Here is a 14,340-nt window from a genome sequence, read left to right as displayed (position 1 = left end):
AAGACCGATAGACGGTAGAGTGGACGGCTGAAGGCCTCCGGGCCGCCCGCAGTTGCTGCGGGCGGCCGTCTTGGCCTAAACTAACAGCAATTTCGTCGATCTAACCGTCGATACAACCTGACAACCTCAAAGCCGCGGTTGAGCGGAAGTGCCCCGGGCAGTGATGCCGGCGCATGGTTCCTGCTCCGCTGCGGCTCATTTTTTTGTTGAACGAAGACATGAGCATTCCGATTACCAAGCGCGGTGCCGAGCTGCTGAAAGAGGAACTGCAGCGCCTGAAGGCCGTCGAACGTCCCGCCGTGATCAACGCCATTTCCGAAGCGCGTGCGCAAGGCGACCTCTCCGAGAACGCCGAGTACGACGCCGCCAAGGAAAAGCAGGCCTTTATCGAAGGCCGGATCATCGAGGTGGAGTCCAAGCTGTCGGCGGCGCAGGTCATCGACCCGACCCAGCTCGATACCGATGGCCGCATCGTGTTTGGCGCTACCGTCGACCTCGAAGACCTGGAATCGGGCAAGCCCGTGAGCTACCAGATCGTCGGCGACGACGAGGCCGACCTGGATAGCGGCAAGATTTCCGTCAGCTCGCCGATCGCGCGTGCACTGATCGGCAAGTTCGAGGGCGATGTGGCGATCGTGCTGGCCCCTGGCGGCGAGCGCGAATACGAAGTCATCACGGTTCGCTACGTCTGAACGAGGCTGCGTGTTCTCTTCCTCCTATTCGAGCCTGCCGCCGCTGCCGCATCGGATCTTCCTCCTGCTGACCGTGGTCTGGGCCGGCAGTCTGTGGACAGTGGGCTACATGGTGGCCCCGACGTTGTTTTCCGTGCTGCCCAGCCGCGAGACGGCAGGCTTGATCGCCGGGCAGCTGTTCCGGACCGAGGCCATCCTCGGCGTGGTGGTCGGTGTGCTGCAGCTGGCGCTGTGCAACCTGATGATCCGCCGTGGCGCGGGACGCTATCGCGGCCTGCGCTGGCTTGTGCTGGGCATGCTGCTGTGCGTGCTGGCGGGGTATTTCGGTATCCAGCCCTTCATGGAAAACCTGAAGGAGAAGGCGACGGCGCTTGGCGTGGGCGTGTCCGACTCGCCCTATAAGGGGCAATTCGGCATGCTGCATGGGGTGTCCAGCGTGTTCTACCTGGTGCACAGCTTGCTGGCGCTGGTCACCGTGTGGCGCGCAGCGGCGCCGCGCTCGGCTGGCGAGTGAGACCGAAGGGGCGAGCCCAGGTGGCCGTCCCTTGCCATGCCAGCGGCCCAGGCGGGCGCGCTGGCATGGCTTCGACATTAGTCGAGCGCTTTCTTCTTCTGGCTGGTCGGGCGGACGCGCGCGCGCTTGACGTTGCCGCCGGCGGTGACGCGTTCATTGCCCAGCACCGTCACTTGCGAGCGCTTGGGGCGCCGATTGGGCGCGGCGCTAGGCTTCTTGACCGTGACAGTGCGCGGGGCGGCGCCGCCCCGCGGGGCCAGGCGGCCCAGTTCCTGCGGACGATTTTCCTTCAGGACGGCCGGGCCCGGGCGCCATACCACCAGCAGCTTGCCGATATGCTGGATCGGAGCGGCGTCCAGATCTTCGCAGATGGTTTCGTACATGGCGATGCGGCTTTCGCGGTCGTCGCCGAATACGCGGATTTTGATCAGGTCGTGAGAGGCCAGGCTACGATCGATTTCGGCCAGGACGGGACGCGTCAGACCCTCGCCGCCGATCATCACGACCGGATTGAGGCCATGGGCACGGGAGCGGAGTTCTGAACGCTGGGCGGGAATAAGTTGAAGAGCGGGCATAAGTAAAGCGCAGGCGAGGGCGCAAATGGGCGCGCAAGTGGTGCGCAAACCAAGGCACCGAAGTGCCGAAAAAGCGAATCGGCGCGTATTATCCGTCAAACTGGCGCGGTCAGGCTGCAAAAACAGCAAAACGAGTGAAAAACGCACGGGCGGCCGCGGGCCGGCGGCGTTTTTCTCCATACAGATGTATCCGGAATGGCCAAGAACAAATTCAATCAGGCGTGGTTGCACGACCATATCAACGATCCCTACGTCAAATTGGCGCAGCGCGAGGGCTATCGGGCCCGCGCAGCGTATAAGCTGAAGGAGATCGACGAGCAGGACAAGCTGATCCGCCCCGGCCAGGTCATTGTCGACCTCGGCGCGGCCCCCGGCAGCTGGAGCCAGTACGCCCGCAACAAGCTGGCGGCGTCTTCGCGCGCCAAGGACGGCGGCATCGACGGCGCGGTAATTGCCATCGACCTGTTGCCGATGGAGGCTGTCGCCGACGTCACATTTATCCAGGGTGACTTCCGCGAGGAGGACGTATTTCGCCAATTGGAGGAAATCGTGCTGCAAGCGTCCGGCGGCGCAAAGATTGATCTTGTTTTGTCGGACATGGCCCCCAATTTGTCCGGTGTAGCCTTTGCCGATGCGGCCCGTATCGATTACTTATGTGACCTGGCGCTGGAATTTGCCCAGGCCCATCTGAAGCCGGAGGGCTCATTGCTGGTAAAGTGTTTCCATGGCAGCGGTTACAGCCAGATCGTGGAGAAGTTCAAGCGCCAGTTCAAGGTGGTCGCGAAACGCAAGCCCAAGGCGTCACGCGATAAGTCTTCCGAGACCTTCATTCTTGGGCGTTTCCTCAAGTCGGCGGGGTGAAGCGGTGCCTATCGCTTCGATGAATTTGCTTTTTACCCCGACGCCGGGCGCTGCATTACAATGCAGCTATCCCGTTGGCAAGGCGTTCGTAAAGGAGTTTGGCCTTGAATAACAACCTGTTTCAAAAGGCGGCAATCTGGCTCGTGATCGCGCTGGTGTTGTTTACCGTCTTCAAGCAGTTCGACAAGCCCCGCACGCAGGAAGGCGTCACCTATTCGCAGTTCATGGATGATGCCAAGGCCGGCAAGGTGGGCCGGGTTGACGTGCAAGGCCGCAATCTGGTGGTGACGCCCAAGGAAGGGCAAAAGTACACCATCATTTCGCCGGGCGACATCTGGATGGTTGGCGACCTGATGAAGTTCGGCGTCCAGGTCACCGGCAAGGCAGACGACGAGCCCAACATGCTGGTGCAGGCCCTGTATTACCTCGGGCCCACCCTGCTGATCATCGTGTTCTGGTTCTACATGATGCGGCAGATGCAGGGCGGCGGGAAAGGCGGTGCCTTCTCCTTTGGCAAGTCGCGCGCGCGCCTGATCGATGAAAACCAGAATGCAGTCACTTTCCAGGACGTCGCCGGTTGCGATGAATCCAAGGAAGAAGTGATCGAACTGGTGGACTTCCTCAAGGATCCGCAGAAATTCCAGAAGCTGGGCGGCCGTATCCCGCGCGGCGTGCTGCTGGTCGGCCCTCCGGGCACCGGCAAGACGCTGCTGGCGCGTGCCATCGCCGGCGAAGCCAAGGTGCCGTTCTTCAGCATCTCCGGCTCGGACTTCGTTGAAATGTTCGTCGGCGTGGGCGCGGCCCGTGTCCGCGACATGTTCGAGAATGCCAAGAAGCAGGCTCCCTGCATCGTCTTCATCGATGAAATCGATGCGGTTGGCCGTCACCGTGGCGCCGGCATGGGCGGCGGCAACGACGAGCGCGAGCAGACCCTCAACCAGATGCTGGTCGAGATGGACGGTTTCGAGGCCAACTCGGGCGTGATCGTGATCGCCGCGACCAACCGTTCGGACGTCCTGGACAAGGCGCTGCTGCGCCCGGGCCGTTTCGACCGCCAGGTGTATGTCGGCCTGCCCGACATCCGCGGCCGCGAGCAGATCCTCAAGGTCCACATGCGCAAGGTGCCGATCGGCAACGACGTCGACGCCTCGGTGATTGCACGTGGTACCCCGGGCTTCTCCGGCGCTGACCTGGCCAACCTGGTCAACGAAGCCGCACTGTTCGCCGCCCGCCGCAGCAAGCGCGTGGTCGACATGCAGGACTTCGAGGACGCCAAGGACAAGATCTACATGGGCCCGGAGCGCAAGTCCACGGTCATGCGCGAGGAAGAACGCCGCGCAACCGCGTACCACGAGTCCGGCCATGCGGTGGTGGCCAAGCTGCTGCCCAAGGCGGATCCGGTGCACAAGGTCACCATCATGCCGCGCGGCTGGGCACTGGGCGTGACCTGGCAGCTGCCGGAGCACGACAAGTACTCGAAGTACAAGGACAACATGCTTGACGAGATCGCCATCCTGTTTGGCGGCCGCGCGGCGGAAGAGGTCTTCCTCAACGCCATGAGCACCGGTGCTTCCAATGACTTCGAGCGCGCCACCAAGACGGCTCGCGACATGGTCACCCGCTTCGGCATGAGCGACACCCTGGGCACCATGGTGTACGTGGATACCGAGCAAGATGGCATGTTCGGCAAGATGTCGTCCAAGACGGTGTCGGAAGCTACCCAGGTCAAGGTCGATGCGGAAATCCGCCGCATCGTCGACGAGCAATACGGCCTGGCCAAGCGCCTGCTCGAAGAAAACCGCGACAAGGTCGAAGCCATGACTGCGGCCCTCATGGAATGGGAAACCATCGATGCGGACCAGGTCAACGACATCATGGCGGGCAAGCCGCCGCGGCCGCCGCGTGGCGCGTCCAGCCAGAACGGTGGTGGCAACACGCCGTCGGGCGGCTCGCCGGTGGCCCCGACCAACGCTCCGGCCACGGCCTGAGCGGATGGCCGGCACGATAGTGTCGTCGGCGTTCCGGTAATCCGGATCGCGCCGGCGCGGTTGTCGTGGTTGTAGCGGTCGTTCACCAAGCCTGAAGCCGGCGCCTTGTGCGCCGGCTTTTTCATTGCAGGCGCGTACGTCGCGCTGCGGTTTTCCACTTTCCTGGCTTTCGTCCTTTCGTATCTTGTCGTCGATCTCAACCGATTCGAGTTTCCAGTGCGGCCGTTACCGCTTCGCGCGCGACCGCCGTCCGCTGGTGATGGGCATCCTGAACGTCACCCCCGATTCCTTTTCCGATGGCGGCCAGCATGCTGGCCGCGATGCCGCCTTGCGCCATGCCGAGCGCATGATTGCCGAAGGCGTGGACATCATCGATATCGGCGGCGAGTCCAGCCGGCCGGGGTCGGCGGCATTGCCGCTGGACGAGGAGCTGGCGCGTGTGGTGCCGATGGTCGAGGCGCTGCGCGACTGTGGCCGGCCGCTGTCCATCGATACCTACAAGCCGGAAGTCATGCGTGCGGCGCTGGCTGCCGGGGCGGACCTGATCAATGACATCTGGGGCTTTCGCATGCCTGGCGCCGTCGAGGCGGTGAGTGAGGCCCAGGCGGGGCAGGCCGGACTATGCGTGATGCATATGCAGCGCGATCCGCAGACCATGCAGGAGCAACCCCAGTACGAGGATGTGGTGCAAGAGGTGGCTGGTTTCCTGCGCGAGCGGGTGGGCGCGCTGCGCGCCGCCGGCGTGGCTGAAAGCCGCATCACGCTCGATCCGGGCTTTGGCTTTGGCAAGGCGCCGGATCATAATCTGCGGCTGCTGGGCCAGTTGCCGCAACTGGCGGTGGATGGCCTGCCCTTGCTGGTTGGCCTGTCGCGCAAGTCGACGCTCGGCGCGATCCTGGGCGGGCGGCCGCCGCAGCAGCGGATCGCCGCCAGCCTGGCAGCGGCGGTATGCGCCGCGGAACGGGGTGCGTATATCGTGCGTGTGCACGATGTGGAACAAGCTGTGGATGCCCTCAAGATCTGGTGGGCCATCCGTCATGAAACTATTGCCTGTTAACATTTGTTTTGATTGCGGGCATCCAGCATTGCGCGCTTAGCCTTTAGCATTCGGCATCCGCAACATCGAACAACGGGAGAATGATCATATGACACGCAAGTATTTCGGCACGGATGGGATTCGTGGCAGGGTTGGCGAGGCGCCGATCACGCCCGACTTCGTGATGCGCCTGGGCTATGCGGCGGGCATGGTGCTCGCCCATGGCGCGAAGCAGCAAGATCAGGCGCGTCCGACCGTCCTGATCGGCAAGGACACGCGCATTTCCGGCTATATGCTGGAGGCTGCGCTAGAGGCCGGCTTTACCTCGGCAGGCGTCAACGTGCTGCTGACCGGGCCGCTGCCGACGCCGGGCGTGGCCTATCTCACGCGTGCGCTGCGCTTGTCGGCAGGCGTGGTGATCTCCGCCAGCCACAACCCGTACTACGACAACGGCATCAAGTTCTTCTCCGCCGATGGCGACAAGCTGCCGGACGCCGTGGAAATGGCGATCGAGCAAGCGCTGGAAGAGCCGATGGTCTGCGTGCGCTCGGACGATCTCGGCCGCGCGCGCCGCATCGAGGACGCCGCGGGCCGCTACATCGAATTCTGCAAGAGCACGTTCCCCTACGAGCAGGACCTGCACAAGCTCAAGCTGGTGGTGGACTGTGCGCATGGCGCCGCTTACCACATTGCTCCGCACGTCTTCCATGAGCTTGGCGCTGACGTGATCTCGATCGGCAACCAGCCGGATGGCCGCAACATCAACGCCGGCTACGGCGCGACGGCCCCGGAAAAACTGATCGAAGCGGTCAAGGCCAATGGCGCTGATCTCGGCTTGGCCTTCGACGGCGACGCGGACCGCCTGCAGGTGGTGGACCGCGATGGACGCCTGTTCAACGGGGATGAACTGCTGTACCTGATCGTCCAGGACCGCCTGCAGGCGGGCCAGGCCGTGGAGGGCGCGGTGGGCACGCTGATGACCAATATGGCGGTGGAGCTCGCGCTCAAGCGCCAGGGCGTGGAGTTCGTGCGCGCCAAGGTGGGCGATCGCTATGTGCTGGAAGAGCTGAACAAGCGCAAGTGGACGCTGGGCGGCGAGGGCTCGGGTCATCTGCTCTGCCTGGACCGCCACACCACCGGCGACGGCATTGTCTCCGCGCTGCAGGTGCTGGCCGCGTTGCGCCGTAGCGGCAAGACCCTGTCGCAATTGCTGGAAGGTGTTTCGCTGTTCCCGCAAACGCTGATCAATGTGCGCGTCGAAAAGGGCTTTGATTGGCAGTCCCACGCGGGCCTGAGCGCGGCGCGTGCCGTGATCGAGCCGCAGCTCGAGGGCCGGGGCCGGGTATTGATCCGAGCATCGGGGACCGAGCCGGTGGTGCGCGTGATGGTCGAAGCCGAGAAGGTCGAGACCGCGGAGCAGGCAGCGCAGACGCTGGCGGACGCCTTGCGGGCCTGAAACCGCGTCATCGCCGCCAGTTGTTGCCAAAACGCCGGGCTTTTCGCCCGGCGTTATTTTTTGTTGGAAGGCAATTAGCCGCAAGTTTTAGGCTTGTCTGCCGCGGGATGCGGGCCGGGGAGGGCGTTGCCGACGAGTGGATCAATGTGATGTGGGAGGCTGCTTCCGCTGACTTTGAAGAAGATCTCGTGATGTCATTGAATTGTCATAGTCGGGGCTTAAAGTTCGACTTGTCAAAAAATTGTCATTCCCCAACCATGTCTCTGGAGGACATATGAAGCTGGTCAAGACTGCCGTTGCAGGCATTGTGTCGTTGGTGGTAGCGGGCACTGCGTTCGCGGCGGAAATTACCGGTGCTGGCGCTTCTTTCCCGGCGCCCGTGTATTCCAAGTGGGCCGATGCATACCAAAAGGCAACGGGTAACAAGGTCAACTATCAATCCATCGGCTCGTCTGGCGGCATCAAGCAGATCGGCGCCAAGACTGTCGACTTCGGTGCTTCCGACGCGCCCCTGAAGGATGAAGAACTGGCCAAGCAAGGCTTGGTGCAGTTTCCCACAGTGATCGGCGGCGTGGTGCCGGTGATCAACCTGCAAGGCATCAAGCCGGGCGAACTGACCATCACCGGCGACGTGCTGGCGAACATCTACCTGGGCAAGATCAAGAAGTGGGACGATCCCGCCATCAAGGCACTAAACCCGCACGCCAAGCTGCCGAGCCAGGACATCCTGCCGGTGCGCCGCGCTGATGGTTCGGGCACCACCTTCATCTTCACCAACTATCTGTCCAAGGTCAGCACCGACTGGAAGAGCTCGGTGGGCGAGGGCACCACGGTCAACTGGCCGGGCGGTGGCACTGGCGGCAAGGGTAACGAAGGCGTGGCCGCTTTCGTGCAACGCCTGAACGGCGCCATCGGCTACGTTGAGTACGCCTACGCCAAGCAGAACAAGATGACCCACCTGAACATGAAGAACGCTGCCGGTGCAGTGGTTCAGCCTGGTGACGACGGCTTCAAGGCAGCGGCAGCAGGCGCCGACTGGAGCAAGACCTACTATCAGATCCTGACCAACGAACCGGGCAAGACGGCATGGCCGATCGCCGGCGCGACCTTCATCCTGGTGCACAAGAACCAGGAAAAGGCAGCGCAGGGCGCCGAAGTGCTGAAGTTCTTCGACTGGGCGTACAAGAGCGGTGGCAACATGGCCAGCGAACTTGACTACGTACCGCTGCCGGACGCCGTGGTGAACCAGATCCGCGCGACCTGGAAGAACTCGGTCAAGGACGGCTCGGGCAAGGCGTTGTACAACTGATCGGCGGGCCGCCACGGCAGCCGCGCCGTGCCGGTCCGGTGCCCCAAGGGCGCCGGACCGGCAGCATTGAAGACAGCAAGGCAGTAGAAGCAGCAGTAGAAGCAGCGCAGCAAACGCGGCAACCCGCGCGGGCAAGCGCGACGCAATGCAAGGGCCTATTGGCCCGAGCGGTCGGCGCGGCCAGCCAGCCGCCTATTAAACGAACTCCAATACCACATCATGGCGACTACATCCGATCTATCCGCAGTACGGCCGCCTAGCCGTACCGGTGACATCCTGTTTGGTGGCCTGACGCGCGGCGCCGCCATCGTGACCTTGCTGCTGCTTGGCGGCATCATCGTGTCGCTTGCAATCAGCGCCTGGCCTTCGATCGAGGCCTTCGGCCTGCGCTTCCTGTGGACCGCAGAGTGGGATCCACCCGCGGACGTCTATGGCGCGCTGGTGCCGATCTACGGCACCATCGTCACCTCCCTGATCGCCCTGATCATCGCGGTGCCCATCAGCTTTGGCATCGCGCTGTTCCTGACCGAGCTGTCGCCGGCCTGGCTGCGCCGCCCGCTCGGCACCGCCATCGAATTGCTGGCTGCCGTACCCTCGATCGTCTACGGCATGTGGGGCCTGCTGGTCTTCTCGCCGATCTTCGGCGAGTACTTCCAGAAGCCGCTGGCCGCCACCGTGGGCCAGGTGCCGCTGATCGGCAAGCTGTTCCAGGGTGCGCCCCTGGGCATCGGCCTGCTGTGCGCCGGCGTGATCCTGGCGATCATGATCATTCCCTACATCGCGTCTGTGATGCGCGATGTGTTCGAAGTTACCCCGGTTTTGCTCAAGGAATCGGCCTATGGCATCGGCTGCACCACGTGGGAAGTGATGTGGCGTGTGGTGCTGCCCTTCACCCGTGCCGGCGTGATCGGCGGCGTGATGCTGGGCCTGGGCCGCGCGCTGGGCGAGACCATGGCGGTCACCTTCGTGATCGGCAATACCAACCTGCTGGACAACGCCTCGCTGTTCTCGCCGGGCAACAGCATCACCTCGGCACTGGCCAATGAGTTCGCCGAAGCCGGCGCCGGCCTGCATACCGCCGCGCTGATGGAGCTTGGCCTGATCCTGTTCTTTATCACGTTCGTGGTCCTGGCGCTGTCCAAGATCCTGTTGCTCCGCCTGGCCAAGAACGAGGGTGCAAAATGAGCCAAGCCGCCATGTCTTCCTCTTCCTCTACGTCGATTCCGGCAGTCAGTCCGGATGCGGATGCCACGCGCACGCGTCTGCAGGCACGGCGCCGCCGCACCAACTTCTATGCCCTGACGGCGTCGCTGGGCGCCATGGGGTTCGGTCTGTTCTGGCTGGCCTGGATCCTGTGGACCACCATTTCGCTGGGAGTGGGCGGCCTGTCGATGGATCTGTTCACGCAGATGACGCCGGCGCCGAATACCGCTGGCGGCGGCCTGGCCAATGCGATCTACGGCAGCTTCGTGATGGTGGGCCTCGCCACGCTGTGCGGAACGCCCTTGGGCATCCTGGCCGGCATCTACCTGGCCGAATACGGCAAGACGTCGCCGTTGGCCAGTTTTATCCGCTTTATCAATGACATCCTGCTGTCGGCGCCGTCGATCGTGATCGGCCTGTTCGTCTACGCGCTGGTGGTGACCCGCATGGGCCATTTTTCCGCCTGGGCCGGCATCTGCGCGCTGGCGTTGCTGCAGATTCCGATCGTGGTGCGCACGACCGAGAACATGCTGAACCTGGTCCCGAATGCGCTGCGCGAGGCCGCCTTCGCGCTCGGCACGCCCAAGTGGAAGATGGTGCTGTCGATCACGGTGAAGTCGTCATATGCAGGCATCGTCACCGGCGTGCTGCTGGCGGTTGCGCGTATCGCCGGCGAGACCGCGCCGCTGCTGTTCACGGCCTTGTCCAACCAGTTCTGGACCAGCGACCTGAACAAGCCGATGGCGAACCTGCCGGTGACCATCTTCCGCTTCGCCATGAGCCCGTTCGTCGAGTGGCAGCAACTGGCCTGGGCCGGCGTGTTCCTGATTACCGTTGGTGTGCTGGCGCTCAATATCCTGGCACGCATGCTGTTCAAGAAATGACCGGCAGCGCGATAGCCGCACGGCCTACCCCAAATTCTTTGCGAGAGACGAGCATGACCTCGACCGTCATCGACATTCCCGACACGACCCGCGCCAAGATCGACGTGCGCGACCTGAACTTCTACTACGGCCAGTTCCATGCGTTGAAGAACGTCAATATGTCGATCCCCGAGCGCAAGGTGACGGCCTTTATCGGCCCGTCCGGCTGCGGCAAGTCGACCCTGTTGCGTACCTTCAACAAGATGTACGCGCTCTATCCGGAGCAGCGTGCCGAGGGCGAGATCAACATGGATGGCGAGAACCTGCTGACCGCCAAGAAAGACATCGCTCTGCTGCGCGCCAAGGTTGGCATGGTGTTCCAGAAGCCCACGCCGTTCCCCATGTCGATCTATGACAATATCGCCTTTGGGGTGCGCCTGTTCGAGAAGCTGTCGCGCTCCGAGATGGACGACCGCGTGGAATGGGCACTGTCCAAGGCGGCGTTGTGGAACGAAGCCAAGGACAAGCTCAACCAGTCGGGCTACGGCCTGTCCGGCGGCCAGCAGCAGCGCCTGTGCATCGCGCGCGGTATTGCCATCCGCCCCGAAGTGCTGTTGCTGGATGAGCCGTGCTCCGCACTTGACCCGATCTCGACCGGCCGCATCGAAGAGCTGATCGCGGAGCTGAAGGACGAGTACACGGTGGTGATCGTGACCCACAATATGCAGCAAGCCGCGCGCTGCTCGGACTACACCGCGTATATGTACCTGGGTGAACTGATCGAGTTCGGCGAGACCGAGAAGATCTTCATCAAGCCGCATCGCAAGGAAACCGAAGACTACATCACCGGCCGTTTCGGCTGATTGAGCGTTACGCACATAACGCATAGCATACGAATAGAGCGGCTAGGAGAGCAACATGTCTGACAAGCATCTGTCGACCCAATTCGACGCCGACCTCAACGCCATCAGCACGAAACTGCTGCAGATGGGCGGTCTGGTCGAGTCGCAGATCGAAAACGCCATGCGGGCGCTTTCGGAGTTCGACGCGGGCCTGGCCGACCAGGTCATCGCGCGCGAGCACCACCTGAATGCCCTGGAGCTCGAGATCGATGCCGATTGCGGCAACATCATCGCGCGCCGGCAGCCGACCGCGCGCGATCTGCGCCTGGTGATGGCGATTTCGAAGACCATCACCAACCTGGAGCGCGCCGGCGACGAAGCGGAGAAGATCGCCAAGCGCACCAAGCACATCATGGAAGACGCAGGCGCCCACCAGATCAATTACTCCGAGGTGAAGCTCTCGGGTGATCTGGCCATCGCGCTGCTGCGCCAGGCACTCGATGCCTTTGCGCGCCTGGACACCGTGGCTGCCGCCCGGATCGTCAAGGACGACAAGGCCATCGACGACGAATTCCGTGCGTTCGTGCGCAAGCTCATCACCTATATGATGGAAGACCCGCGCACGATCTCGGTCGCGCTGGATTTCCTCTTTATCGCCAAGGCGATCGAGCGCATTGGCGACCACGCCAAGAACATCGCTGAATTCATCATCTACATCGTCAAGGGAACCGACGTCCGCCACGCCTCGCGTGAGGACATGGAGCGCGAAGCGCTGAGTTAAGGCGCCACCGCGGAGAAAATTACATGCCAAGCAGCATTCTTGTTGTCGAAGACGAACCCGCGATTGCCGAACTGATCGCGGTTAACCTGCAACACGCGGGACACTATCCGATCCGGGCCTATAACGCCGAGCAGGCGCTGTCACTGATGAGCGACGTGCTGCCCGACCTGGTGCTGCTCGACTGGATGCTCCCGGGCAAGTCGGGAGCCACCTTCGCCAAGGAGCTGCGCAATAACGACCGCACCAAGCAGATTCCTATCATCATGCTTACCGCGCGCAGCGAGGAGCAGGACAAGGTGCTGGGGCTCGAGGCCGGCGCGGATGACTACGTCACCAAGCCGTTCTCGCCCAAGGAACTGCTGGCCCGCATCAAGGCCGTGCTGCGCCGCCGCGCCCCCCAACTGACCGACGACGTCGTTGCCATCAATGGCCTGCGCCTTGACCCGGCTACGCACCGGGTCACCGGCCAGGATGAATCTGGCCTGATCAAGCTGGACCTGGGTCCTACCGAGTTCCGTTTGCTGCACTTTTTGATGACGCATCCGGAGCGCGTTCACAGCCGTTCGCAGTTGCTGGACCAGGTGTGGGGCGATCACGTGTTCGTGGAAGAGCGGACCGTCGACGTACACATCAAGCGCCTGCGCGCCGCGCTGACCCCTGGTGGCTACAGCAACATGATCGAGACGGTGCGCGGCAGCGGCTACCGCCTGGCTCGCGCGCCCAGCCACTGATGGGCAGGCTTGCCACGTCGTTTCCGGCGTGGCGCCTGTTACAGCTTGCCTGTTTCGTGGCACACTCCACCGCATTCCATGCGGTCTTGCCGCCTGCCTGACCTTCTCACTTCTTCATGAACGTCATCTGGGCCCGTTCGGCGGCCATCCTGATTTTCCTGGCCCTGGCTTCGGCCGGGCTGTACTTCTTCCTTGGCCCCGTGCCAGCGCTGGCCGTGCTGTGCGTCGGGTTGCTGGGGCATCTGCTCTATTACATCTACCAGATCAACCGGCTCTGGAAAGTGCTGGACGCGCCTGCCTACGGCGAGATTCCCAGCGCGCTGGGGCTATGGGGCGAGGTGTATTACCGCCTGCATCGCCTGGTCAAGCGCTGGCGCACCCAGGTGTTGCAGGTCGAGCAGCAACATACTCGTTTTATCCAGGCCATCCAGGCGTCGCCCAATGGCGTTCTGATGCTGGATGATGCCGACCAGATCGAATGGTGCAACGATGTGGCCGAGCAGCATTTTGGCCTCAATGCGCGGCGCGACGTGCGCCAGCGCATCACCCACCTGATCCGGCGGCCGGAATTCGTCCAGTACCTGCACTTGCAGCGTTTCGATGAGCCGCTGGTGATGCGCGACATGGGCGAGCACAAGCGCAGCGTGATCGCCGTGCAGATCCTGCCTTACGGCGAAAGCCGCAAGCTGGTGTTGACACACGACATCACCAAGGTGGAGAACACGGAGGCGATGCGCAGGGATTTCGTCGCCAACGTCTCGCACGAACTGAAGACACCACTGACGGTGCTGACCGGCTTCCTGGAAACGGTGCGCGACCTGCCTGTGTCGGAGCAGGATCGCAACCGCTACCTCGACATGATGCTGGTGCAGTCCATGCGCATGCAGCACCTGGTCGAGGACTTGCTGGTGCTGGCCAAGCTGGAAAGCGACGAGCAGCCGCCGAGCCAGGACCGGATCGACCTGGCCGAGCTGGTTGCGCACCTCGTGCACGACGCCGAGGCGCTGTCCCAGGGCGAGCACCAGATCTCCGCGCAGATCGACCCGGCCGTCATGATCCGCGGTGCGGAGCGTGAACTGCTGTCGGCCTTCGGCAACCTGGTTTCCAATGCGGTGCGCTACACGCCGGAGGGCGGGCGCATCAGCATCGCGCTGAACTACGAGAACGAGCACGCCATTTTCTCGGTCACCGATACGGGCCTGGGCATTGCCGCCGACCATATCCCGCGCCTCACCGAGCGTTTCTACCGGGTCGACCGCAGCCGTTCGCGCGATACCGGTGGGACCGGCCTCGGGCTCGCCATTGTCAAGCATGTGCTGTCGCGCCACCATGCCGACCTGCGCATCACCAGCGAAGTGGGGCGCGGCAGCGTGTTCCGCGTGGTCTTCCCTGTCGATCGCAGCGGCTATATGCCTAGCGCCTTGCCGCGGCCGGGAGAGTCGCCGCAGAAGGCGGCCTGAGCAGCGCCTGCTCGCGGCGTGGTGCATGG

The 14,340-nt window shown here is 63.1% G+C and carries 14 protein-coding genes; 13 read left to right on the top strand and 1 reads right to left on the bottom strand.

All coding sequences use genetic code 11. The annotated features are described in order from the left end of the window. Nucleotides 1–218: 218 nt before the first annotated feature. Together greA and AC07XB_RS11075 are read left to right on the top strand one after the other, a co-directional pair. Nucleotides 219–692, top strand: a complete 474-nt coding sequence (greA, locus tag AC07XB_RS11080) for a transcription elongation factor GreA (RefSeq protein WP_043352072.1) — start codon at nt 219–221, stop codon at nt 690–692. 10 nt (nt 693–702) lie between these two features. Next, nucleotides 703–1,206: a DUF4149 domain-containing protein gene (locus AC07XB_RS11075; protein ID WP_492373895.1), complete on the top strand. Its 504-nt coding sequence runs from the start codon at nt 703–705 to the stop codon at nt 1,204–1,206. Between the two features lie 77 nt (nt 1,207–1,283). Here the strand turns inward: AC07XB_RS11075 and AC07XB_RS11070 are convergent, their stop codons facing one another. Beyond that, a complete protein-coding gene (locus tag AC07XB_RS11070) occupies nt 1,284–1,781 on the bottom strand; it encodes a YhbY family RNA-binding protein (RefSeq protein WP_043347609.1) in 498 nt (165 codons plus the stop codon). Between the two features lie 195 nt (nt 1,782–1,976). Between AC07XB_RS11070 and AC07XB_RS11065 the strand changes: the two genes are divergently transcribed. The 11 genes from AC07XB_RS11065 to phoR all read left to right on the top strand — a co-directional run bounded on the left by AC07XB_RS11065 (nt 1,977) and on the right by phoR (nt 14,311). After that, on the top strand, nt 1,977–2,642 hold the full coding sequence (locus AC07XB_RS11065) for an RlmE family RNA methyltransferase (protein ID WP_043347605.1): 666 nt from the start codon (nt 1,977–1,979) through the stop codon (nt 2,640–2,642). Between the two features lie 104 nt (nt 2,643–2,746). Then, complete coding sequence (gene ftsH, locus AC07XB_RS11060; protein WP_150983315.1) at nt 2,747–4,630, top strand: ATP-dependent zinc metalloprotease FtsH; 1,884 nt, start codon at nt 2,747–2,749, stop codon at nt 4,628–4,630. A 259-nt stretch (nt 4,631–4,889) separates the two neighbouring features. Further along, nucleotides 4,890–5,687, top strand: coding sequence for a dihydropteroate synthase (folP, locus tag AC07XB_RS11055; protein ID WP_492829210.1), 798 nt, complete (start codon nt 4,890–4,892; stop codon nt 5,685–5,687). A gap of 88 nt (nt 5,688–5,775) precedes the next feature. Beyond that, nucleotides 5,776–7,122: a phosphoglucosamine mutase gene (gene glmM, locus AC07XB_RS11050; RefSeq protein WP_183035037.1), complete on the top strand. Its 1,347-nt coding sequence runs from the start codon at nt 5,776–5,778 to the stop codon at nt 7,120–7,122. A 274-nt stretch (nt 7,123–7,396) separates the two neighbouring features. Beyond that, nucleotides 7,397–8,431, top strand: a complete 1,035-nt coding sequence (gene pstS, locus AC07XB_RS11045) for a phosphate ABC transporter substrate-binding protein PstS (RefSeq protein ID WP_174423343.1) — start codon at nt 7,397–7,399, stop codon at nt 8,429–8,431. Nucleotides 8,432–8,650: 219 nt separating this feature from the next. After that, nucleotides 8,651–9,616, top strand: coding sequence for a phosphate ABC transporter permease PstC (gene pstC / locus AC07XB_RS11040; RefSeq protein WP_174423342.1), 966 nt, complete (start codon nt 8,651–8,653; stop codon nt 9,614–9,616). Between the two features lie 11 nt (nt 9,617–9,627). Continuing rightward, nucleotides 9,628–10,518 carry a phosphate ABC transporter permease PstA gene (gene pstA, locus AC07XB_RS11035; protein ID WP_416049100.1) on the top strand — a complete coding sequence of 297 codons (891 nt, stop codon included), beginning with the start codon at nt 9,628–9,630 and terminating at the stop codon, nt 10,516–10,518. A 53-nt stretch (nt 10,519–10,571) separates the two neighbouring features. Continuing rightward, a complete protein-coding gene (gene pstB, locus AC07XB_RS11030; RefSeq protein WP_492373893.1) occupies nt 10,572–11,360 on the top strand; it encodes a phosphate ABC transporter ATP-binding protein PstB in 789 nt (262 codons plus the stop codon). A 55-nt stretch (nt 11,361–11,415) separates the two neighbouring features. Beyond that, nucleotides 11,416–12,120, top strand: a complete 705-nt coding sequence (phoU, locus tag AC07XB_RS11025; RefSeq protein ID WP_441636912.1) for a phosphate signaling complex protein PhoU — start codon at nt 11,416–11,418, stop codon at nt 12,118–12,120. A gap of 23 nt (nt 12,121–12,143) precedes the next feature. Next, on the top strand, nt 12,144–12,851 hold the full coding sequence (gene phoB, locus AC07XB_RS11020; protein ID WP_043347578.1) for a phosphate regulon transcriptional regulator PhoB: 708 nt from the start codon (nt 12,144–12,146) through the stop codon (nt 12,849–12,851). 116 nt (nt 12,852–12,967) lie between these two features. Next, entirely contained in the window at nt 12,968–14,311 is a 1,344-nt protein-coding gene (gene phoR, locus AC07XB_RS11015; protein ID WP_492373892.1) for a phosphate regulon sensor histidine kinase PhoR, read from the top strand. The last annotated feature ends 29 nt before the right edge of the window (nt 14,312–14,340 follow it).

The sequence above is a fragment of the Cupriavidus sp. GW821-FHT02F09 genome (genome assembly GCF_059421605.1).
The sequence above is the reverse complement of the archived record's forward strand: the minus strand, read 5'-3'. Positions and strand labels throughout refer to the sequence as shown.

Coding starts and splice junctions, on each gene's coding strand:
- greA (WP_043352072.1), top strand. CDS start 219: ATGAGCATTCCGATTACCAAGCGCGGTGCCGAGCTGCTGAAAGAGGAA.
- AC07XB_RS11070 (WP_043347609.1), bottom strand. CDS start 1,781: ATGCCCGCTCTTCAACTTATTCCCGCCCAGCGTTCAGAACTCCGCTCC.
- AC07XB_RS11065 (WP_043347605.1), top strand. CDS start 1,977: ATGGCCAAGAACAAATTCAATCAGGCGTGGTTGCACGACCATATCAAC.
- folP (WP_492829210.1), top strand. CDS start 4,890: ATGGGCATCCTGAACGTCACCCCCGATTCCTTTTCCGATGGCGGCCAG.
- glmM (WP_183035037.1), top strand. CDS start 5,776: ATGACACGCAAGTATTTCGGCACGGATGGGATTCGTGGCAGGGTTGGC.
- pstS (WP_174423343.1), top strand. CDS start 7,397: ATGAAGCTGGTCAAGACTGCCGTTGCAGGCATTGTGTCGTTGGTGGTA.
- pstC (WP_174423342.1), top strand. CDS start 8,651: ATGGCGACTACATCCGATCTATCCGCAGTACGGCCGCCTAGCCGTACC.
- pstA (WP_416049100.1), top strand. CDS start 9,628: ATGTCTTCCTCTTCCTCTACGTCGATTCCGGCAGTCAGTCCGGATGCG.
- pstB (WP_492373893.1), top strand. CDS start 10,572: ATGACCTCGACCGTCATCGACATTCCCGACACGACCCGCGCCAAGATC.
- phoU (WP_441636912.1), top strand. CDS start 11,416: ATGTCTGACAAGCATCTGTCGACCCAATTCGACGCCGACCTCAACGCC.
- phoB (WP_043347578.1), top strand. CDS start 12,144: ATGCCAAGCAGCATTCTTGTTGTCGAAGACGAACCCGCGATTGCCGAA.
- phoR (WP_492373892.1), top strand. CDS start 12,968: ATGAACGTCATCTGGGCCCGTTCGGCGGCCATCCTGATTTTCCTGGCC.